Origin of the sequence: Pseudoflavonifractor hominis (assembly GCF_014288125.1) — a bacterium.
In the GTDB taxonomy this organism is placed as follows: Bacteria; Bacillota; Clostridia; order Oscillospirales; family Oscillospiraceae; genus Pseudoflavonifractor_A; species Pseudoflavonifractor_A gallinarum.
Genome location: NZ_JACOPR010000006.1, coordinates 12,588 through 33,828, shown reverse-complemented (window position 1 = coordinate 33,828; position 21,241 = coordinate 12,588). Strand labels below are relative to the sequence as shown.

The window sequence follows — 21,241 nt, the reverse complement described above, 5'->3', positions numbered from 1 at the left end:
CCTTACATGAAGAGCTCAAACAGGCCCATGGGGAACTGAACCTGCAGCCAGACCACAAACACGCCGATGATGATGGCGGCCAGAATGGCCTCAATGATAATCACATGCTTCCAGGGTGCATGCTCCACCAGCTTGAGCCACAGCACCAGGTACACCAGGCAGCTCAGGATCAGACCAATCACCATGCTGCCGATGATGATACCGGCGGCGCCCAGAATGACCATCAGCTCCGCACGGTTATACTGAACGTCCTTCCCGTCCTTATCCCGGGCCACCTGGATAAAGCTGGCGATGCTGGCCAGCAGCAGGACGACCGCAATGATGATGGGGAAAAATCCAGGGGTGGGACCCGCGTCCCAAAATCCAAAGTCGATCATGCCGACTGCAATGAACACGATGGCCACAATGGCAGTGACTACCGGGATCAGTGCCCGTGTGTTGAGTTTCTTTTTCTCCACGTTCTATCTCTCCTCTCTTGCTTCCGGCCGGTGCTCCTATGGCCCAGCCGTCCGGCGGAGTCGCCGGAGTTTGCCCGCTCACGCATATCGACTGTACATTACCCTCCTCCGATGCAGTTGCAGGCGGTCAAGACCCTCACGCGGGCCTCATTCTGCCCAAATAAAAAAGCAACGCCTGTGCCAATCTCCCATTTTTTCAAACTTCTCTTTTTTCTTTCGGTGCTTTTTGTACAAATTATCCTGTGTCTTTTTAAAAAATGTCCTTATATTTCCCCCCAGAAATTCTTAACAAAAAGTTTTCAATTTTTTTATGAAGTTGCGCTTTGGAACAATTGCTTCATTTTGTTTCACGATTTGTTTCAAAAAATGAAACGCGTTGAAACATATATGTTTCAACGCGTTTCATTCAACTTCTGTGTAAAAAAAGGATCCCTCTACCCACTTCTGTTTCACCGAAGCACATGGTATCATACTCCAAAAGGAGGGGATCTTTTGCATCCATTTGACAGGCTCCTGCTCCAGGTACAGCAGGAGGCACATGCTCTGAGCATCCCGATCTCTGCTCAGATCGTCCCCCACGTGCACATCAACACCCGGGCACTCACCCGATTTGGCCGCTGCTCCTTTCGGGACGGAGCATACCACATTGAATTGACCCACCGCCTTCTGGATGCGCCGGAGCGGGCCATCCGCCAGACACTGGCCCACGAACTGCTCCACACCTGTCCCGGCTGCCAGAACCACGGGCCGCTCTGGCAGCGCTATGCTGGGCAAATGAATGCCGCTTACGGCTACTCCATCACCCGCACCGCACTCCCCAGTTCTCTGGGGCTTGCCGACGAAAAGCTGGTGCGTCACTTGGTGGTCTGTCTCTCCTGCGGCCGGGAATTCCCCCGCTCCCGCGCCTCCCGCCTGACCCAGCACCCGGAGCGCTATCGCTGCCGCTGCGGCGGCAAACTGGCGCTGCGCTTTTAGCCGTTTGGCGTATCTGTCGCACACTTCCCGTGAAAGAGAACGCAGCTGGTATAGGTAATGGTGTTAGGTCCGTAGTAATAGGGTACGCTGGCCCGCTCGCAGGCGCTGGATACCAGCAGTCCAAAGGCCTCCATGGAGATGACCGCCCGCTGGGGGAAGCGGCAGGGCGCATCCGGATAGGTACACTGAGCACACAGCTGGCAGGTCCCAGCCCCCAGGGGCAGGCAGTCGGCTTCCTCCGCCCGGGCCGCCTCTGCCAGGGCGGCAAAGCGCTCCTTGTGGATCCGCTCTGTCTCCATCATGGTGTCTGCGTCAAAGGGGTCGTCCAGCATGCCGGTACTCTGTACCAGCACGCCCTCCCCGTATTCCTTCAGCCGGGCCGCGCACTCCTCCAGACTTCCGCAGCCGGGAGGGCAGGTCCACCGGGTACCAAAGGCCCCGCACCGGCCTGCCGCACACATATCCCGCACCTCCGGCAGACACTCCAGGTCCTGTGCACGCACCACTCCCACATGCTCAAACCCAAATTCCTGCGCCTTTTTGCACCAGTCCATCTCGACCGTCCCTCCCTAATTTATTTTATATTTTTTTATTTTACTGCTCTTTTCCCCCATATGCAAGCTTTGCCCATTTACGCCAGCTCAGATGAAGAGTATAATAAGATATTCTAGCGCTCTTAAGGTGCGGGCTTTGCCGCACCGGAAAGGAGATCTGTATGAAACGATCCGCACTTCTCCCGCTGACCGCTCTGCTGTTGGCCCTGGTGTCCTGTTCTCCCAAAGCGCCTGCTCCGTCTTCTTCCACGGCACCAGTCCCCACACCTTCGGCTCCTCCTACTCCCTCTCCCACCCCCACTTATACCTATGTTGCACCTGTTCTCTCCGAGCAGGTCTTTACCCAGGACTACACAGCCGACGACGGCACCACCGTACTGTCGGTGTCCTATACTCTGCCGGATTTCGAAAATAAATCCGAGTCCCCCGCCCTCGCCGCCATTTCCGCCTGGTATGCCGCCGAGGGGCAGGCTCTTCTGGACAATACCACCGCCACCACCGCCCAGGACGCCCTCAGTGACTATGAGCTCTCCGGTCCTCTCAGGCTTCCGTTTCAGCCCATGAAAGAGGAAATGACCTACACCTCCCTCTATCAGAATGAGCAAGTCATCTCCTTTGCCCGGGAATTTTATGCCTCCTCGGAGGGGGCCGCGCACCCCACTGTCTTCCGTATGGGGGAGCTCTTTGACCTGACCACCGGTGCCTCGCTGACCTTTACCCAGTGCTTTACCGACGCCATTGCCGCCTCGGAACAGGCGCTGGAGTATATTCTCGCCTCGGATACGGCTGCCGGACTGATGCAGCAGGGCGTGGAGAAAGCACAGCTCCAGGCCGCTTTTCAGCCGGAGAACTTCTATCTGACCAAGGATGGATTCGTTTTCTGGTTCCAATCCGGGGATCTGGGCGCCAACAACAGCCCTGTGGAGATCCCCGTCCCCTATTCTGCCTTGAAGGAGTATCTTGTCTCATGGATCGGATGATGGAACACACCATACAAACACTGACTGTCGATGCCTATTCCAGCGACGGCGCCGGCATCGCCCGTCTGGACGGCGCGGCCGTCTTTGTGGCGGGCGGCCTGCGGGGTGAGACCTGCCGGGTCTACCTGGACAAGGTGGGACGCACCGCGGTCTGGGGCCATGTGGTGGAGGTCCTGACTCCCTCCCCCAACCGGCTGACTCCTGACTGTCCCTATGACGCCCAGTGCGGCGGCTGCCGTTTTCGCCATATGACCTATGCGGAGGAGCTCTCCGCCAAGCGCCAGCGGGTAGAAGATGCTCTGCGCCGCATCGGCGGACTGGATCTGTCGGTGGAGGAGATCTTGGGCGCGGCCCATCCCGAGCGCTACCGCAACAAGGCACAGTTCCCCGTCTGTCCCGGTCCCCGGATCGGATTCTATCAGGCCGGGACCCATACTGTCACCGATGTCGCCGACTGCCTTCTCCAGAGCGAAGCGGCCGCCCGGCTGCGCACCGCCGCCAAGGAGTGGATGACCGCCTTCCGCATCCCCGCCTATCAGGAGAAGAGCGGCAAGGGCCTGGTACGTCATGTCTATGTCCGCACCAACCGCCGCGGCCAGTCTCTCTTCTGCCTTCTGGTCAACGGAACCAGTGTCCCCCACGAGGAGGAGCTGGTGCAGGCCCTGCGCAGCGCCGAGCCCGGCCTGATCGGTGTTGTACTGGGCGTCAACGAGACGCGCAGCAACGTCATCCTCGGTGACTCCTACCGCACATTGTGGGGGAATGACTTTTTGGATGACACCCTCTGCGGACTTACCTTCCGCCTGTCCGTCCCCTCGTTTTATCAGGTCAATCCGGAGCAGACCGAGATCCTCTATGGCAAAGCGGCCGAATTTGCGGCCCTCACCGGAACGGAAACCGTTCTGGATCTCTACTGTGGCATCGGCACCATCGGTCTGACCATGGCCGGAAAGGCCCGCTCCATCATCGGCGCCGAGGTGGTCCCGGAGGCCATCCGGGACGCCCAGGCCAACGCCCAGCGCAACGGCATCACCAACGCCCGCTTCCTGTGCGGAGATGCCGGTGAGGCCGCCCGCCGTCTGGCCCAGGAGGGACTCCGCCCCGATGTGGTGTGTGTGGACCCTCCGCGGAAGGGTCTGCGGGAGGACGTGGTGGAGACGGTGGCCTCCATGGCTCCCCAGCGCATCGTCTATGTCTCCTGTGATCCCGCCACGCTGGCACGGGATCTGGCCCGTTTTGCCCAGTGCGGTTATTCCACCCAGAAGGCCGTGGCCGTGGATATGTTCCCCCGCACCGCCCATGTGGAGACGGTCTGTCAGCTCATCCGGGCCAGCCGCTGAGTCAACCGCTCCGCCTCAACTACATTCACTGATACTTCGCAGCGCCTTCCGGGCCGGCCTATCCCGGACTTTTGCTGTGTGCCCATGGAGGTACTGCTATGACAAATCCCCGCTCTTCTCTCACGGAGATTCTGGACGGCCTAAAGACCACTGCGGTCTACATCGTCCATCCCCAGACCCGGGAACTTCTTTTCCGCAATCAGGCCGCCGTTGCCCTGACACCCGAACTGATGCCCGGAAGTCCCTGTCCCGCCTTTCCGGACGCCTCTGTCGCGCCCATTCACTGGCAGGACGACACAGAAGCGGAGATGCTCTCCCGCACATTTCCGCGGGAGGTGGGGGACACTTCCTCCCCCTGTACCGGTGCGGTACCGGTATCGGCGCTCTCCGCCTGCTGCGATCTGTTTTCCTACGTGCTGGACCTTACCGCGGGCACATATTGCATCTGTCCGCCCGCTCTCTCGGGTCAGCGGGGCACATTAGAAGAGCTGCGCACGCAGCTGTGTAGCCAGGTCTCCTCGGACCGTGTCTCTCTGCTGGAGCATTTCCTCTCCCCGGAGCAGCTGCGTCAGGCACTGACCGCTCCCCTCCCCCCGCTGGAGCTGGATCTGAAGCAAAGCGACGGCAGCGAGCACCATGCCGTCCTCACCCTGCTGCCCCTCTCTCCCTCCGCCTGCGGTCCGGACCGCGTCCTGCTCACCGGCCGCACCCAGCACCAGACCATGGCTGCCCGACGGCATGCCGCCGAGCAGCGGGCGCTCTACGACTCTCTCCCCGGCGGGGTGGCCAAGTTCCGGATCGACGAACAGACTACCTTCCTGGGCGGAAGTTCCACCTTCCTGGAGATGTTCGGTACCCCGCCCCACAAGGGTATGGGGCACAGCATTCTCCACGAATACCGGGCCCATATTCTCTCAGAAATCCACAGCAAGGCCCGGCGCCGCCTGCCCATCTCGCTGGAATTTCCCATGCTGTGCCGGGATGGCCGCTCCATCTGGGCCCAGTGCGAGGGAACCTGTGTGGAGGAAGACGGCGGATACCCGGTCTATCTCTTCCTGCTGCTGGATGTGACCCTCCGCCACGAAGCGGTGGAGGCACTGGAACAGGAGCGGGCCAAGTACCGCCTGGTGGCGGAAGGGGCCGCCGATATCGTCTTTGAGTACTTCCCTCATCAGGACCACCTCTGTATCCAATACAGCCAGAGCGAATCCAGCCTTGCCATTCCCGGATATCTGGGCGATGTCGTGCAGCGGGAACGCTGTTCCGGCGCAGACCTGGAGCGGCTCCGACAAGTCCTGTGCGGCAGTCTCCGGCAGGCTGAGGTCCGCATTATCCCCTACCAGGAGGCCGAGCCCCACTGGTATCTGCTCCAGGGAAATCCGCTTCTGGACGGCGGGGAGATCACCCGGGTGATCGGCACCTTCCGCCTCATTGACGAGCCAAAGGCCCAAATCCAGACCGCCCAGCACCAATTGGCGGAGGCTCTGGAGGAAAACCGGCGGGCCAACCGCCGCTTCTCCAGCGCGGTGAGCCGGTTCTATGATGCCATCTATGAGGCAGAGCTCTATTCCGGTGATCTGATTATCTGGAAGGAGTCGGAGGGGGGCCTCACCCCCATGGAGAGCGGTGTTACCCTGTCCGAGCACATCCAGACGGTGGCTGACCATTTTGTCCATCCGGATTACCGGGAGCGCTTCCTGGCCCAATTCACCCAGGAACGGCTGCTGGAGTTCTTTCTCAGCGGTGGGCAGGAGTGCTCCATGGAGGCGCCCAACCTTCTCGTCTCCGGTGAATACCACTGGTTCAGCCTCCAGGTCCAGCTGGTGGAGCGGGAGGAGCATGTTCTGCGCATCATGCTCTACCTCAAGGATATCGAGGCGCAGAAGGCCGAACAGGAACGCCGGCAGCAGGCCCTGCGAGACGCCCTCAAGCTGGCCGAACAGGCCAACGACGCCAAGACGGACTTTCTCTCCCGGATGAGCCATGACATCCGGACACCTATGAACGCCATCATCGGCATGACCACCATTGCCTCCTCCCACCTGGAGGAACCGGAAAAAATCGCCGACTGTCTGCAGAAGATCACCTCTTCCTCCCGGTATCTTCTCTCTCTCATCAACGATATTCTGGATCTCTCCCGCATTGAATGCGGCAAGCTCTCCATTGCCCAGGAGCCCTTTGATCTGTTACAGCTGATCGAGGATCTGAACGCGGTGTGTTCCTCCCAGGCCCTGCTCAAAGAGCAGGAGTTTCGCATGATTGTCTCTCCCCAGCTGCGGCGCACCTATACCGGCGATGCCCTGCGCTTCCATCAGATCCTGATGAACCTGCTCGGAAACGCCCTGAAGTATACGCCCGAGCATGGCCATATCTCCTTCCGCGCCGACTGCAAACGGCTGACGGCAGATTCCGATCTGCTCACCTTCCAGGTGCAGGACGACGGCATCGGCATCACGCAGGACTTTTTGTCCCATATCTTCGACGCCTTTTCCCAGGACCGCCAGACCGACGCCCGGGTGGGCAGCGGCCTGGGCCTGGCCATTACTCAAAACCTGGTCCATCTCATGAACGGCAACATCTCTGTGGAGAGTGAATTTGGCAAGGGAAGCTGTTTTACGGTGGAGATCCCCCTGAAATATCCCGATGTCCAATCCGGCTTTGCCGAGGATGATCTCCCCGTGGACCTGCGGGTGCTGGTGGTGGATGACGACTCCACCGTTCTGGAACAGGCTGTCACCCTTCTCTCCCAGATGGGGGTCACGGCTCAGATCGCCGGCAGCGGCGCCAAGGCCCTGAGCATGCTGGAACACGAGCTGGAAAAACAGCAGCACTACGACATTGTTCTGGTGGACTGGAAAATGCCGGGCATGGACGGCGTTGAGACCGTACGGCGGATCCGCACCCTGACCGGCGGCGAGACCTTGGTGGCCGTCATGTCCGCCTATGACTGGAGTGATATCGAGACAGAAGCCCGGGAGGCCGGTGTGGACTTCTTTGTCTCCAAGCCGCTTCAGCCCCACAATCTGCGCGCCGTACTCACCTCGTCGGCCCGCCATCACAGACAACAGGCCCAGGAGGTCCACTTTGACGGGCAGCGCGTACTGCTGGTGGAGGACAATGAGCTCAATCAGGAGATCGCAGCCACCATTCTGGAGGAAAAGGGTCTTCTGGTGGATGTGGCGGAAAACGGGCAGGTCGCTCTGGAGCGGTTCCAGGCCACCCCGCCGGGGACCTATTTCGCCCTGCTCATGGACATCCAGATGCCGGTGATGAACGGCTACGAGGCCGCCCGGGCCATCCGGGCGCTGGACCGCCCCGACGCCTCCAGCGTTCCCATCATCGCCATGACTGCAAACGCCTTTGCCAGCGATGTCTCCGAGGCCATGTCGGCAGGTATGAACGGCCACATCGCCAAACCCGTGGAATTTGAAAAGCTCGCCGCTCTGCTCCGCGACGTGGCCAGAGGGCGTACCGACGCCCAACCGTGAAACGAGGGATACTATGTCTGATACCCATTCCATCCATGTCATCGCCCACATCCACACCCAGTTCCCCACGAAATTCGGCATCCCCCGTCAGAGTGGTCTGGTGGAAGAACTGCGGGGGACGGTGGTCTTTGAGCCGGAATACCGCAATCCCGACGCCCTGCGGGGTTTGGAGGCCTTTTCCCACATCTGGCTGATCTGGCAGTTTTCCGGTGCGGTACGGGAGAACTGGTCCCCCACCGTCCGCCCGCCCCGTCTGGGCGGCAACCGGCGGATGGGTGTGTTTGCCACCCGCTCTCCCTTCCGCCCCAACCCCATCGGGCTCTCCTCCGTGCGCCTTCTGGGCGTGGAACACCATCCGGAGCTGGGACCTGTGCTCCAGGTGGCCGGGGCTGACCTGATGGACGGCACGCCCATCTATGACATCAAGCCCTATATCGCCACCGACCTCCATCCGGATGCCGCGGGCGGCTTTACTTCCGGTCTCGACGAGCGCAGACTGGAGGTGGAGTTTCCCCCCGCTCTTCTGGAGCAGATTCCCGAGGTGCACCGCTCCGCCCTGCTGGGGGTGCTCTCCCGGGACCCCCGTCCCAGCTATCAGAAGGATTCCGACCGTCTCTACGGCCTGGCCTTCGCCGGATGGGATATCCAATTTACCATTTGGGAAGGCGTCCTCACCGTCCGCCATGTCCGCCCCTGCTGACCCGGGGCACACTGAAAAGGAGTCTTTATGACCTATTCTCTCTATCAACTTCTCTGGCTCTTCCTGCTCTACTCCCTTTTGGGCTGGTGTGCCGGCGTCGTGGCGTCCTCCCTGCGCAAACATGCGTTTATCAACACCGGTTTCCTCAACTTGCCCCTGTGCCCCATCTACGGCACGGCCGCCGTCCTCTTTTCCATTTTTCTCCCGGAACTGGCCCAAAACCTCTTCTTCCTCTTCCTGGGCGGCGCAGTACTCTCCGCCTTCCTGATTTTTGTGACCGGCTTCCTGCTGGAGCGCATTTTTCACCGGAAGTGGTGGGACTTCACCCAGCACCGTTTTCAGTTTGAGGGGTATATCTCGGTTCCCCTTCTGGCCCTCTGGGGCGCCCTGGCCGTGGTATGCATCCGGCTGGGAAATCCCCTTCTTCTGCATCTGACACAGCTCATCCCCCGTTCCGTCGGCCAGACCATTCTGGCTGTGGTCTACGGACTGGTGGGGCTGGACTTCCTGCTCTCCCTGGTCTCGGTCCTCCAGCTGCGCTTCCGGGTCAAAAAGCTCACCGAACTGGAGGAGGACTTCCGCAATCTGTCCAATCAGTTCGGAAATGCCATTACCGGACGCATTCAGCGCCGTGTGATCCACGCCTATCCCAACCTGGAAACCGAAAAAATCGTCAAAACACAGAAGGAAGCTAACCGCCGGGAAAAGTCCCTTGTCTTTGCACAGGGCTGCTGCTTTCACAAGCTGGTGTGGCTCTTTGTCATCGCCGCCTTTTTGGGCGATATCATTGAGACGGTCTTCTGCCGCTTTACCCTTGGCTGGTGGATGAGCCGTTCCAGCGTGGTGTGGGGCCCCTTCAGCGTGGTGTGGGGACTGGGCGCAGTCATGCTCACCGCGGCCCTCTATAAATATAAGGATAAGAGCGACGGCTCCATCTTTTTGGCCGGGACCATCCTGGGCGGCGCCTATGAATATGTGTGCAGCGTCTTTACCGAGCTGGTCTTCGGCACCATCTTCTGGGATTACAGCCACCTCCCCTTCAACCTGGGCGGGCGGATCAATCTGCTCTTCTGCTTCTTCTGGGGAATTGCCGCAGTGGTCTGGCTCAAGTACATCTACCCCCCGCTCTCCCGTCTCATCGAGCGCATTCCCATCCGCTGGGGCCGTGTGGGGACCTGGATTCTTCTGGTCTTTATGGTGTGCAATATGTCCCTCTCCGCCCTGGCACTGGCCCGCTACTCCCAGCGCCAGACCCAGCCGGATGCCCCTCAGAATGCCGTGACCGCTTTCCTGGATGCCCGCTTCCCCGACGCACGGATGGAACGGATCTATCCGAAGGCTGAAATTGTAAACTGAATTCTCCACATTTTACGGCTCCGTTGTGGAAAATCTATTGTGCCAGGAGGTCTTCTTCATGCCCAAATCCCAGGGACTTGTCCTCTATTATAACGCTTCCACCCCGCAGGAAGCCGCGAAAGCCCGTCTCGTTTTCATCCGTATGGGTCTGCGGATCAAGCTGATCTCCATGGAAGAACTGGGACAGGCGGTGGGCTCCTTTGCGGGTCTGGAGGTACCGCCCCCTCCCGCTGCCGATCCTGTTTCCATTGAGGAGAGCATTCTGGTCTTCTCCGGCCTTCCGGGGCGTGCGCTGGATCAGACGCTGGCCGCCCTGCGCAAGGCCGGGATCCCCCGCTCGGTCTACAAGGCCGTCCTGACCCCTGGAAATGCCTCCTGGTCTTTCTATCAGCTCTATCAGGAGCTCTGTAAGGAGCGGCAGGCCATTGAAGATGGCAATTCTCCCGATTGACTTCGACAATCCTCTATTTTATTAAGCAAGATTATAAAATTTTTCTCAAAAACAACTTTTTGCTTGTCCCGTGCGTCAAAAAGAGGTAAGCTTAGTGTTCGGTAGCGATCGGACGCAGGGCTTACCCCTGCCGTCAGTCTATGGAAAGGCAGGTGCGGCGCACTTTGAGCATCAATTATGACCAGCTTCTGGATCTGGCCACCGAGCTTGGCTTCCGTCTGATGGAGACGGGAGCCGAGATCTACCGGGTGGAGGAATCCGTACAATACATTCTGCGGGCATACGGTGTGGAGACCGGCGAGGTCTTTGCCATTCCCAACTGCCTGATCGTCAGTCTCACCGATACCGCAGGGCACGCCAGCACACGGGTGCGGCGGATCCCCGCCCACGGAACGGACATCTCGCTTCTGGAGTCCTACAACGAATTCTGCCGGAACATCGTACAGTCGCCTCCCCCGCTAGAGGAGGCCCTGAAACGCATGGAGGCCATCTCCGCCCGGCACTTCGTCTACCCCTTCCCCGTGATGCTCCTGGCCTATTTTGTGGGCGGCGGGGCATATTCCCTGTTCTTTGGCGGGGACTGGACCGACGGCATCTGCGGCGGACTGTGCGGCGTGGCCATCGGGCTGTGTCTCCGGCTGCTGGGCCCCCTTGGCGCCAACTCCTTTGTGCGCACCATGGCTGCCGGAGCGGTAGCCGCCCTGTGCGCACTGGTTCTGGTGGGCATGGGTCTGGGACACAATCCGGACTTTATCACCATCGGCGCGCTGATGATCCTGGTGCCGGGGATCGCCTTTACCAATGCCATGCGGGATATCATGGCCGGCGATCTGACCTCGGGGGTCAACAAAGTGGTGGAGGCCCTCCTCATCGCCACCGCCATCGCACTGGGAACCGGCTTTGTTCTGAGCCTGGCTCCGGCGGTCTAAGGGGGTGGATGTGTTGGAACTGTTCACCTTCTCCTACTTTCTCCCCTGCCTCTACGCCTTTGTGGGCTGCGTGGCCTTTGCCGTCTCCTTCAATATCCACGGCCGTGAGATCCCCATTTCCGCCCTGGGCGGCGCGGTAGGCTGGCTGGTCTATCTGCTCTCCGCCCCCTGGTTCCCGGGTGAGGTCGTGCGGTATTTTCTGGCCTCCCTGGCCCTCACCGCTTACTGCGAGGGGATGGCCCGGGTGCGCAAATGTCCCGCCACTTCCTATCTTCTGATCTCGATTTTCCCTCTGGTCCCGGGCGCCGGCATCTACTATACGATGGAGTATGCCGTCCACGGTGAGACCGCCCTCTTCCTTCAGCAGGGAATGGAGACGCTGAGCCTGGCCGGCGCGCTGGCGCTGGGCATCCTGCTGGTGACCTCCATCATGCGTATGTGGACCCTCTTCTGCCGCCGGACCAGGCGGACTTCCGCGCAAAGGAGATGATCTCTTGCCCCGCTACGACTATGTGCTCTTTGATGCGGACAACACCCTGTTTGACTTCGATCTGGCCGAGCGCCGGGCGCTCCAGGCTGCGCTGGAGGCCCACGGCTATCCCTTCAATGACCTGACGGAGCAGCTCTATCTCTCCGTGAATCGGGCGCTCTGGCACCGGTTTGATCTGGGCACCATTGACAAGGATACCCTCCTGCGGGAGCGCTTTGCCGTCTTTTCCCGTGTGATGGGCGGAGAGGACGATCCGGAGGAATTCAACCGCTTCTATCTGGACCGCCTGGCCGAGGGGAGCGATCTGCTTCCCGGTGCAGAGGCCCTCTGCCGCGCCCTTGCGCCCCACTGCACCCTGGCCATTGTCACCAACGGTGTCTCCCATGCCCAGCGGGGCCGCTTCTATGCCTCGCCCCTCCCGCCTCTCTTTTCCGGACTGTATATTTCCGGCGAACTGGGCGTGAGCAAGCCCCAAAAGGCCTTTTTTGATGCAGTCCTTCAGGACCTGCATATCCCGTCCCATGCCCGTACTGTCGTGGTAGGGGATAATCTGCTCTCCGATATTCAGGGCGGGATCAACGCGGGTCTTGACACCATCTGGTACAATCCCCGGAAGCTTCCCAATCCCAACGGCCCGTTCCCCACATTTGAGGTATCGGATTTTGACGCGCTGCGCACGCTGCTCCTGTGCTGATTTTATTTCCTGAAATGAGGTACATATCCCATGTCTAACGTCAAGCGTTCCTCTTACCGCCGCCCGCCCCGGCGTCCCTCTCTCCCTCTGCTGGCCGCCGGCCTGGTGGTCTGCGCAGGACTGCTGCTGGCGCCTACGCTGACCCGCGCATTTTCGTTGGATTCCCCCTCTTCCTCCAGTCCCACCCCCTCCCCTTCTGCGGCCGCTCCCTCCGTGACTCCGGTGGCCCCTTCCGTTGCCACGCCGCCTCCTGCCGCGCTGAGCGCCGCGCCCCAGGCTTCTCCCACCCCCACACCTGCTGCCGAGTCCCCTGCGCCTGCCGGTAACGGTACCTACGACTATACCAAGCCGGCTCCCGCCTCCGACCCGGTCGATATGTCCTATTTCTCCGACGCGCTCTTTATCGGAGACTCCCGTACCGAGGGCCTCCAGCTTTACAGCGGCATTGAGGGCGCCTCCTTCTACTGCTATAAGGGCATCACCATTTTTGACGTGATGCAGGAGAATCCCAAAAAGCTCATCACCATCAACGGGCAGAAATATTCCATTGTGGACGCGCTCTCCGCTGAGGCCGGGAAGTACAGCAAGGTGTACATCTCCCTCGGCATCAACGAGCTGGGCTATTACGACGACCAGGGCTTCCACGACAAATTCGCCGCCCTCATCGATCACATTCGGGAAACCCAGCCCAACGCCATTATCTATCTCCAGAATCAGGTGCCGGTCAATCCCACGCTCTGCGCCAAAAACTGGCCCTCTTATGTGAACAACGACAAGGTCGCCGTCTACAACGGCATCTTTGAGCAGCTCGCCGAGGAGAAGCAGGTGGTTCTGCTGGATGTGGCCTCTGCCCTCTCCAACTCCGACGGGATCCTGGCCCAGGAAAACACCGTGGATGGCGTGCATTTCACCACCAGCTGGTACAAGACCTGGCTCACCTATCTGATGAATCACACCGTGGACCCCGCTCTCCTGTAACCCATGTGACCTACATGACACTATAACAATAGAAAGGAAGTCTTGCTCCATGCGTCCCTCCCTCTTCCGGCGGCTTCTTCCTCTGGCTGCCCTCTGTCTCCTGCTCTCTGCCTGCGGCGGAAAAGCTGCCACTCCCTTTGATCCTGCGGCCACGGCCCAAGCCCTTCAGGACTCCGGCGCCTTTTCTGAGCCTCTGGAGTCCATGTCTCAGGACCTGGCCTGCGGGACTCTCTACGCCATTGACAGCGCCGATGTGACCGGATGTGCCGTCTACACCACGCCCACCGCCGGCGCGGAAGAGATCGCTGTCTTCACCCTGGTGGATGAGGATGCCGCGAAGAGTGCCCTGGACGCTCTGACCCAGCGGGTCGCGGACCAGAAGGAGGCGCTGGAGAATTACCAGCCCAACGAGGTCTCCAAGCTGGACAACGCTATTTTGGAGCAGCGGGGCAACTCCGTCCTGCTGGCAGTGGCCGCCGATGCGGATGCTGCACAAAAGGCGCTGGACGCCCTGAAGTAAGCAGAATTTTGATATGGCCTGGTGGAGAATGTACCATTCTCCACCAGGCCGCTTTTTTATACCTATCTTTTCCTTCCTCTTTTTCCAAATCATACAGGCTTTTGGCACCTGCTTTTGCAATCCTCATCCAAGAAAAGGCGCTTTTTTTCTTTTCTGTGCAATTAAATGAATATCTCTGTCTCTTTTTAGACTATATATAATTTTTGACAGTTTTACTTGCATTCTTTTGTGAAAATGCTATAATGCAAAGTGTCAAAGCTTTGAGGAGGAATGTCACATGGGCCACAAATATGTTTATCAGTTCAGTGAAGGCAACGGCAAAATGCGTGAGCTGCTGGGCGGTAAAGGCGCCAACCTGGCCGAGATGACCAATCTCGGTATGCCTGTACCCCAGGGCTTTACCGTAACCACCGAGGCCTGCACTCGTTATTATGAGGATGGCCGTGCCATCGCCCCGGAGATCCAGGCTGAGATCCTGGAGTACCTCTCCAAACTGGAGGAGACCACCGGAAAGCAGTTTGGCAACGCCTCCAATCCTCTGCTGGTCTCGGTGCGCTCCGGCGCCCGTGCCTCCATGCCCGGCATGATGGACACCATCCTGAACCTGGGCCTCAACGACAGCGTCGTGGTGGGCCTGGCTGAAAAATCGAAAAATCCCCGCTTTGCCTATGACTCCTACCGCCGCTTTATCCAGATGTTCTCCGACGTGGTCATGGAGCTCTCCAAGAGCCGCTTTGAGGAGATCATCGACGATGTCAAGGCCAAAAAGGGCGTCGTGCACGACATCGACCTGGATACCGAGGATATGAAGACCCTGGTAGAGCGCTTCAAGGCCTTCTACAAGGACGAGAAGGGCGAGGACTTCCCCCAGGACCCCAAGCAGCAGCTGATGGAGGCGGTAAAGGCCGTCTTCCGCTCCTGGGATAACGACCGCGCCAATGTCTATCGCCGCATGAACGAGATCCCCTATGACTGGGGCACCGCCGTCAACGTGCAGTCCATGGTCTTCGGCAACTTCGGCAGCACCTCCGGTACCGGCGTGGCCTTCACCCGCAACCCCGCCACCGGCGAAAAGCACCTGTTCGGCGAGTACCTCATCAACGCCCAGGGCGAAGACGTGGTGGCCGGTGTCCGCACTCCCAGCAATATCTCCAAGCTCCAGGAGGAGATGCCCGAGGTCTACAACCAGTTCGCCGCCATCGCCTCCAAGCTGGAGCAGCACTATAAGGACATGCAGGATATGGAGTTTACCATTGAGAACGGCAAGCTCTATATGCTCCAGACCCGCAACGGCAAGCGTACTGCCGCCGCCGCCCTGAAGATCGCGGTGGATCTTGTGGACGAGGGTGCCATCACCGAGAAGGAGGCCGTCCTCCGCGTGGAGCCTAAGCAGCTGGACTCCCTGCTCCATCCCCAGTTCGATGCCGACGCCCTCAAGAAGGCAGTACCCATCGGCAAGGGCCTGGCCGCCTCTCCCGGCGCTGCCTGCGGCAAGGTGGTCTTTACCGCTGAGGACGCCAAGGAGTGGACCGACCGGGGCGAGCAGGTCATCCTGGTCCGCCTGGAGACCTCTCCCGAGGATATCGAGGGCATGCACGCGGCCAAGGGTATCCTGACCGTTCGCGGCGGCATGACCTCTCACGCCGCCGTGGTGGCCCGCGGCATGGGCACCTGCTGTGTTTCCGGCTGCGGTGAGATCGTGGTGGACTACGCCAAGAAGCAGTTTGAGCTGGGCGGCAAGGTCTATCAGGAGGGCCAGTACATCTCTCTGGACGGCTCTACCGGCAACATTTACGGTGAGGCCATCCCCACCGTTCCCGCCGATGTCTCCTCCGGCGACTTCGGCCGTTTTATGGAGTGGGCTGACCGCTACCGCCAGCTGGAAGTCTACACCAATGCCGATACCCCCACTGACGCCCGCCAGGGCCGCGCCTTTGGCGCCCAGGGCATCGGTCTGTGCCGTACGGAGCATATGTTCTTTGAGGAGAGCCGCATCAAGGCCATGCGCGAGATGATCGTGGCTGACAACGAGGCCGACCGCCGCCGCGCTCTGGCGAAGCTCCTCCCCTTCCAGCAGAGCGATTTTGAGGGCATCTATGAGGCTATGGAGGGCCATCCGGTGGTCATCCGCTTCCTGGATCCCCCGCTGCATGAGTTCCTTCCCACTAAGGAAGAGGATATCCGGGAGATCGCCAACGAGATGGGCATCACCGTGGAAAAGCTCCACAATGTCATCAGCAGCCTCCACGAGTTTAACCCCATGATGGGTCACCGCGGCTGCCGCCTGGCTGTCTCCTATCCCGAAATCGCCGAGATGCAGGCTACCGCTATCATTACTGCCGCCCTGAACGTGCAGAAGAAGCATCCCGATTGGACCATGGTCCCCGAGATGATGATCCCCCTGGTGGGCGAGGTCAAGGAGCTCAAGTACGTCAAGGACGTGGTGGTTGCCGTCGCTGACAAGCTGATTGCCGAGTCCGGTCTGTCCATGAAGTATGAAGTGGGCACCATGATCGAGATCCCCCGCGCCGCTCTCACGGCGGACGAGATCGCCAAGGAGGCCGAGTTCTTCTCCTTCGGCACCAACGATCTGACCCAGATGACCTTCGGCTTCAGCCGTGATGATGCTGCCAAGTTCCTCAGCTATTACTATGACAAGAAGGTCTACGAGTCCGATCCCTTCGCCCACCTGGATCAGAAGGGTGTTGGCAAGCTGGTCGACATGGCCGTCAAGCTGGGCCGCTCGGTCCGTCCCGAAATGCACCTGGGCATCTGCGGCGAGCACGGCGGCGATCCCACCAGCGTGGAGTTCTGCCACCGCGTGGGACTGAACTATGTCTCCTGCTCTCCCTATCGTGTGCCTATTGCCCGTCTGGCTGCCGCCCAGGCTGCTATCAAAAATCCGCGGTAATCGCACAATATAAGATAGTAATCGGAGTGGCGCTGCATCAGCAGCGCCACTCCTTTTTTCATGCTGCCGGTCAGTGAATTTTTCCCCGGCGCAGCTAAATATAAATGCAAAAAAAGCCTGTAACCAATGCAGTTACAGGCTCTCGCTCTGGCACGCCCGAAGGGACTCGAACCCCCAACCCTCAGAACCGGAATCTGATGCGCTATCCAATTGCGCTACGGACGCATATGAACTTTTCCCAAGTACCCGATTATTATAGCAGGCTTTCCTCATTTTGTAAAGGGCTCTTTGCGGATTTCTTTCCAGCTTCCTCTTGCAAGTTTTGGGATTCTCCGTTAAAGTAGAGAAAAAGGAGTGAAACAACATGATCTTTCTCTGCTACCCTAAGTGTACCACCTGCCAAAAGGCCAAGGCCTGGCTGGATGCCCATGGCGTTTCCTACACCCTGCGGGATATTAAGCTGGACAATCCCTCCCTCAGCGAGTTGAAAGACTGGCACAGCCGCAGTGGTTTGCCCCTCAAGCGCTTTTTCAACACCAGCGGCCTTCAGTACCGGGCCCTGGAACTCAAGGACCGCCTTCCTTCCATGCCGGAAGAAGAGCAATACACTCTGCTTGCCTCGGACGGAATGCTGGTCAAACGCCCCATGCTCATCGCGGAAGACTTTGTTCTGGTGGGCTTCAAGGCGCCCGACTGGGCTGACCGGCTTGGAATACAGGAATAACAAAACCGGCGCACGGAAAACATTCCGCGCGCCGGTTTTTCTCAATTAATGCAGGGCTGCGTCGCAGTAGGCACAGCAATCCACACCGCCGTTCTGCTTGACCAGGGGGGGCAGATAGGGGTCGGTCTGGGTAATGCAGCGGGGATTGGAGCAGACCGGAGTCGTACCGATCTCCACCGCCTCCGGCTTGATGCGGGGCTGGTTGGCCAGGTCCGCCAGCAGAGCCATACGGGAGAACATGCCGTACCGGGCCTGCTCAAAATAGGCTGCACGGGGATCGTCGTCCACGTCCAGGGCGATCTCATCCACACGGGGCAGGGGATGCATGACCAGCATGTTCTTGCGGGCCCGCTCCAGCTTGCGCTTGGTCAGGACATAGATACCCTTGTTGCGCTCGTACTCCAGGGGGTCCACAAAACGCTCCCGCTGGATACGGGTCATATAGAGGACATCCAGCTGGGGAATGACGTTCTCCAGACCGGTAACCTCCACGCTCCACAGGTTCTTCTCCTTCATGAAGGCACGGATATACTCCGGGATGGCCAGCTCGCGGGGAGAGATGAGGTAGAACTTCACATTGTCAAACTTGGCCAGCGCCTTGATGAGGGAGTGGACCGTACGGCCGTTCTTCAGGTCACCGCACAGACCGATGGAGATGCCATCCACACCGCCCAGCATCCGGGTAATGGTGGTCAGATCGGTCGTGGTCTGGGTGGGGTGCATGTGTCCGCCGTCGCCTGCATTGATCACAGGCACATCGGAATACAGGGAAGCGGCTTTGGCCGCGCCCTCCCGGGGGTTACGCATGATAACCACGTCGGCATAGCCGGACACCATCTTGATGGTGTCCTTCAGGCACTCGCCCTTTGCCACCGAGGAGGATTTGGGATCGGCAAAGCCAAACACCGTTCCGCCCACCCGCAGCATGGCGGTCTGGAAGGAAAAGTTGGTCCGGGTAGAAGGCTCAAAAAAAAGTGTGGAGGCCACACGACCCCGACACACATCCATAAAATCGGCGGGGTGGTCAATAATAGCACTGGTGCTCTTGTACAGCGCTTCCCACTCCGCCCGAGACAGATCCCCAAAATCGATCAGATGTCGCATACCATCTTCTCCATTCCTTGTCGTATTTTTTTCGTATTATCTTACCACATTTTAAGGAACTCGACAAGAATCTCAAGCCATTTTCTTTCTTGCCATTTTGCCAAAATCTCGCCTGTATTTTTTTCTTTCCCCCGGTCATGCTAGACAAAACAGGCCGGAGGAGGAATTCGACGTGGAATGGTTTTGGTATTTTGGGATTTATAGTTTCCTGGGCTTCTGTCTGGAAGTGCTTTTTGCGCGGGCAACACACCAGTCCAAGCGGGATCGAAAGTGCTTTTTTCTCCTGCCTCTCTGCCCGGTCTATGGTCTGGGTGCGTTATGGATTCTGGCGCTCCCCGCCCCTGTCCTACAGAGTAATCTCCTCTTGTTTTTTGGCTCCGCTTTGGCCGCAACCGGAGCAGAGTATCTCATGTCCCTCTTCTATGAGCGGCTGACCGGAGTACATTTCTGGGATTACCGGCATCTCCCCTTCCAGCTCCACGGCAGGGTATGCCTGCTCTTTTCTGTCTTTTGGGGCATGCTCGGTGTGGGTGCAGTCCGTGTTCTTCACCCGCTGGTCGCTCAGTTTACCGCGCTCATTCCGTCTTTTTTATGGCCCCTTGCGGCATGTCTGCTTCTGCTGGACGGAGCCCTTACGCTGGTCCTCCTGCGGCGCACCCACAGCACCGACATTCTATGCTGGTATCGCCGTGTTTCCAGACTGCCTTTGCGCGACTCCTGATGCAGAGAGAGGGACGGAAGCTCCGCCCCTCCCCATATCAAACGTCTTTGCTCAGGCTTTCTGCAGCGCTTCCATTACCTCATCGATCTTCTTCTGCGGCAGATAGGCTCCCGCAAAGGCCAGCAGCTGCTCCAAGGTCACGGTATTGGCCGCTCCGGTAAGGGGATGCTTGAGGACGGCGGGCAGCTTTTTTTGCAGGACGCTCCGGCTCCGGGGATCTGACAGCAGCTGGCCCACCGTGATCTGATTGTGCTTTAAGTCCATGGTACATTCCTCCTGTTGTGGTGATACCTCACTCTATGCACGACCCAAATCAAATTTTACACGCGCCCCCCGGGGACTCATCCTCTTTTTCCCAGGCTTGCGGCTTTCTCGCATACGCATTATAATAAAAGTGACGGTCTGGCGGCTCAACGGCCCTGTCCGGCCTTGTCCACATGCCGCAATCCAAGAACGGAGGAATTCACATATGATTAAATCCTTTGAAGGACATACACCCCAGCTCCATCCCGATGCCCGGGTCGCGGAAAATGCCACCCTGGTGGGACAGGTCACCCTGGAGGCGCGCTCCAGTGTCTGGTATGGTGCGGTCCTCCGCGCCGATACCACCACCATCCATGTCGGGACCGGCTCCAACCTTCAGGATGGCTGCATGGTGCATGGAGACGAGGGATTCCCCGTTCAGGTCGGTCAGGACGTGACCGTGGGCCATGGGGCGATCCTGCACGGCTGTACGGTGGGCGATCGCTGTGTCATCGGCATGGGCGCTACCCTCCTCAACGGCTGTGTGATTGGCGAGGACTCTCTCGTGGCTGCCGGGGCCCTGGTGACCCAGAACACGGTGATTCCGGCGGGCAGTCTGGTCATGGGCTCTCCCGCCAAAGTCCGCCGTGCGCTCACAGAGGAGGAAAAGGCGGGCAACCTGGAGTCCGCCCGGGAATATGAGCATCTCTCCCTCCAGCTTTCGGCGGAGGGCTCCCGATGAAACGTTGGCGTGATTCCTCGTTCCGCGCCCAGGTGAAAAGTTCCCCCATGGTGGCCCGTCTTTATCAAATTCTCCGGTTTCTGGTAATTTGGGTTATGATCGCCCAGTTTTTCAACGGGAACTTTGAAAATGTCTTCCTGTGTATCCTGACCCTGATCCTGTTTCTGGTTCCCAGCTTTATTGAGCGGAAGATCCAGATCGATCTGCCCGACACGCTGGAAGTCATCATTCTCCTCTTTATTTTTGCCGCGGAAATTTTGGGTGAAATCCGTGCCTACTACATCTCCATCCCCTACTGGGATACTATGCTCCACACCCTCAACGGCTTTCTCTGCGCCGCCATTGGCTTCTCCCTGCTGGATATCCTCAACCGGCATGAGCGGCTCTCCTTCTCCCTCTCTCCCCTGTATCTGGCCATAATGGCCTTCTGCTTCTCCATGACCATCGGCGTGCTGTGGGAGTTCTTTGAGTGCACCATGGACGTGTTTTTCCATCTGGATATGCAGAAGGATACCGTCGTAAACACCATCTCCTCGGTCATGCTGGACCCCAACGGCGGCAATGTCCCCACGGCCATCCATAATATCACCGACGTCATTGTGGTCACCGCGGACGGAAGCGAGATCCCGCTGGGCCTGGGAGGTTATCTGGATATCGGCATTCTGGATACCATGAAGGACCTGTTCGTGAATTTTATCGGCGCAGTGGTCTTTTCCTTCATTGGCTACTTCTATGTAAAGTCCCGGGGCAAGGGACGCTTCGCCCGGCGCTTCATCCCCCAGGTGCTTCCGGAAACCCCCAGTTCTGAACCGAAAAAATAATGCCCGGTACGTATGCTTCTCTCCTGTGCGGATATACTAAGATCATCACCGCAAAGGAGGAA

21 protein-coding genes and 1 tRNA gene are annotated in these 21,241 nt (G+C 59.1%); 17 read left to right on the top strand and 5 right to left on the bottom strand.

Annotated elements, in window-relative coordinates; translation table 11 throughout:
* Positions 1–2: 2 nt before the first annotated feature.
* Positions 3–458 (bottom strand): tripartite tricarboxylate transporter TctB family protein, encoded by a 456-nt coding sequence (locus H8S34_RS10305; RefSeq protein WP_328821072.1) that lies wholly within the window; start codon positions 456–458, stop codon positions 3–5.
* Between the two features lie 492 nt (positions 459–950).
* Between H8S34_RS10305 and H8S34_RS10300 the strand changes: the two genes are divergently transcribed.
* Positions 951–1,433, top strand: a complete 483-nt coding sequence (locus tag H8S34_RS10300; RefSeq protein ID WP_101691525.1) for a SprT-like domain-containing protein — start codon at positions 951–953, stop codon at positions 1,431–1,433.
* Here the strand turns inward: H8S34_RS10300 and H8S34_RS10295 are convergent.
* Complete coding sequence (locus H8S34_RS10295; protein ID WP_186963927.1) at positions 1,430–1,987, bottom strand: DUF2284 domain-containing protein; 558 nt, start codon at positions 1,985–1,987, stop codon at positions 1,430–1,432. The genes H8S34_RS10300 and H8S34_RS10295 overlap by 4 nt on opposite strands.
* A gap of 161 nt (positions 1,988–2,148) precedes the next feature.
* On the opposite strand from H8S34_RS10295, the gene H8S34_RS10290 reads away from it, so the two are divergent.
* From H8S34_RS10290 to ppdK, 12 genes are all read left to right on the top strand, one after another.
* A complete protein-coding gene (locus tag H8S34_RS10290) occupies positions 2,149–2,967 on the top strand; it encodes a DUF3298 and DUF4163 domain-containing protein (protein WP_186963926.1) in 819 nt (272 codons plus the stop codon).
* Positions 2,955–4,307, top strand: a complete 1,353-nt coding sequence (rlmD, locus tag H8S34_RS10285; RefSeq protein WP_101691528.1) for a 23S rRNA (uracil(1939)-C(5))-methyltransferase RlmD — start codon at positions 2,955–2,957, stop codon at positions 4,305–4,307. Before H8S34_RS10290 ends, rlmD begins: the two co-directional genes overlap by 13 nt.
* 98 nt (positions 4,308–4,405) lie before the next feature.
* A complete protein-coding gene (locus H8S34_RS10280) occupies positions 4,406–7,795 on the top strand; it encodes a PAS domain-containing hybrid sensor histidine kinase/response regulator (RefSeq protein WP_186963925.1) in 3,390 nt (1,129 codons plus the stop codon).
* 13 nt (positions 7,796–7,808) lie between these two features.
* On the top strand, positions 7,809–8,495 hold the full coding sequence (gene tsaA / locus H8S34_RS10275; RefSeq protein ID WP_186963924.1) for a tRNA (N6-threonylcarbamoyladenosine(37)-N6)-methyltransferase TrmO: 687 nt from the start codon (positions 7,809–7,811) through the stop codon (positions 8,493–8,495).
* 27 nt (positions 8,496–8,522) lie between these two features.
* Positions 8,523–9,851, top strand: a complete 1,329-nt coding sequence (locus H8S34_RS10270; protein ID WP_186963923.1) for a putative ABC transporter permease — start codon at positions 8,523–8,525, stop codon at positions 9,849–9,851.
* Positions 9,852–9,909: 58 nt separating this feature from the next.
* Positions 9,910–10,302 carry a DUF3783 domain-containing protein gene (locus H8S34_RS10265; protein ID WP_101691532.1) on the top strand — a complete coding sequence of 131 codons (393 nt, stop codon included), beginning with the start codon at positions 9,910–9,912 and terminating at the stop codon, positions 10,300–10,302.
* A 164-nt stretch (positions 10,303–10,466) separates the two neighbouring features.
* Positions 10,467–11,231 carry a threonine/serine exporter family protein gene (locus tag H8S34_RS10260; protein WP_235964301.1) on the top strand — a complete coding sequence of 255 codons (765 nt, stop codon included), beginning with the start codon at positions 10,467–10,469 and terminating at the stop codon, positions 11,229–11,231.
* 13 nt (positions 11,232–11,244) lie between these two features.
* Positions 11,245–11,721: a threonine/serine exporter family protein gene (locus H8S34_RS10255; protein WP_101691534.1), complete on the top strand. Its 477-nt coding sequence runs from the start codon at positions 11,245–11,247 to the stop codon at positions 11,719–11,721.
* 4 nt (positions 11,722–11,725) lie between these two features.
* The gene (locus tag H8S34_RS10250) at positions 11,726–12,415 is read left to right on the top strand and encodes a YjjG family noncanonical pyrimidine nucleotidase (protein ID WP_186963922.1); all 690 of its coding nucleotides are present in this window, start codon (positions 11,726–11,728) and stop codon (positions 12,413–12,415) included.
* A 30-nt stretch (positions 12,416–12,445) separates the two neighbouring features.
* Positions 12,446–13,393, top strand: coding sequence for a GDSL-type esterase/lipase family protein (locus H8S34_RS10245; RefSeq protein ID WP_186963921.1), 948 nt, complete (start codon positions 12,446–12,448; stop codon positions 13,391–13,393).
* Between the two features lie 49 nt (positions 13,394–13,442).
* On the top strand, positions 13,443–13,913 hold the full coding sequence (locus H8S34_RS10240) for a DUF4358 domain-containing protein (protein ID WP_186963920.1): 471 nt from the start codon (positions 13,443–13,445) through the stop codon (positions 13,911–13,913).
* A gap of 277 nt (positions 13,914–14,190) precedes the next feature.
* Positions 14,191–16,824, top strand: coding sequence for a pyruvate, phosphate dikinase (gene ppdK, locus H8S34_RS10235; RefSeq protein WP_101691539.1), 2,634 nt, complete (start codon positions 14,191–14,193; stop codon positions 16,822–16,824).
* Between the two features lie 148 nt (positions 16,825–16,972).
* Here the strand turns inward: ppdK and H8S34_RS10230 are convergent.
* Positions 16,973–17,049 (bottom strand) — tRNA-Arg (locus tag H8S34_RS10230).
* 139 nt (positions 17,050–17,188) lie between these two features.
* Between H8S34_RS10230 and H8S34_RS10225 the strand changes: the two genes are divergently transcribed.
* The gene (locus tag H8S34_RS10225; RefSeq protein ID WP_101691540.1) at positions 17,189–17,548 is read left to right on the top strand and encodes an arsenate reductase family protein; all 360 of its coding nucleotides are present in this window, start codon (positions 17,189–17,191) and stop codon (positions 17,546–17,548) included.
* A gap of 45 nt (positions 17,549–17,593) precedes the next feature.
* Here H8S34_RS10225 and pyrB read toward each other — a convergent pair whose 3' ends face one another.
* Positions 17,594–18,652: an aspartate carbamoyltransferase gene (pyrB, locus tag H8S34_RS10220; RefSeq protein WP_101691541.1), complete on the bottom strand. Its 1,059-nt coding sequence runs from the start codon at positions 18,650–18,652 to the stop codon at positions 17,594–17,596.
* Between the two features lie 172 nt (positions 18,653–18,824).
* Here pyrB and H8S34_RS10215 point away from each other — a divergent pair, with 172 nt between their 5' ends.
* The gene (locus tag H8S34_RS10215) at positions 18,825–19,373 is read left to right on the top strand and encodes a putative ABC transporter permease (RefSeq protein ID WP_101691542.1); all 549 of its coding nucleotides are present in this window, start codon (positions 18,825–18,827) and stop codon (positions 19,371–19,373) included.
* 51 nt (positions 19,374–19,424) lie between these two features.
* Here H8S34_RS10215 and H8S34_RS10210 read toward each other — a convergent pair whose 3' ends face one another.
* Entirely contained in the window at positions 19,425–19,637 is a 213-nt protein-coding gene (locus tag H8S34_RS10210) for a hypothetical protein (RefSeq protein WP_101691543.1), read from the bottom strand.
* A 205-nt stretch (positions 19,638–19,842) separates the two neighbouring features.
* On the opposite strand from H8S34_RS10210, the gene H8S34_RS10205 reads away from it, so the two are divergent.
* Both H8S34_RS10205 and H8S34_RS10200 read left to right on the top strand, forming a co-directional pair.
* Positions 19,843–20,358: a gamma carbonic anhydrase family protein gene (locus H8S34_RS10205; protein ID WP_101691544.1), complete on the top strand. Its 516-nt coding sequence runs from the start codon at positions 19,843–19,845 to the stop codon at positions 20,356–20,358.
* Between the two features lie 47 nt (positions 20,359–20,405).
* Entirely contained in the window at positions 20,406–21,179 is a 774-nt protein-coding gene (locus H8S34_RS10200; protein ID WP_243207995.1) for a DUF2238 domain-containing protein, read from the top strand.
* Positions 21,180–21,241 lie beyond the last annotated feature (62 nt).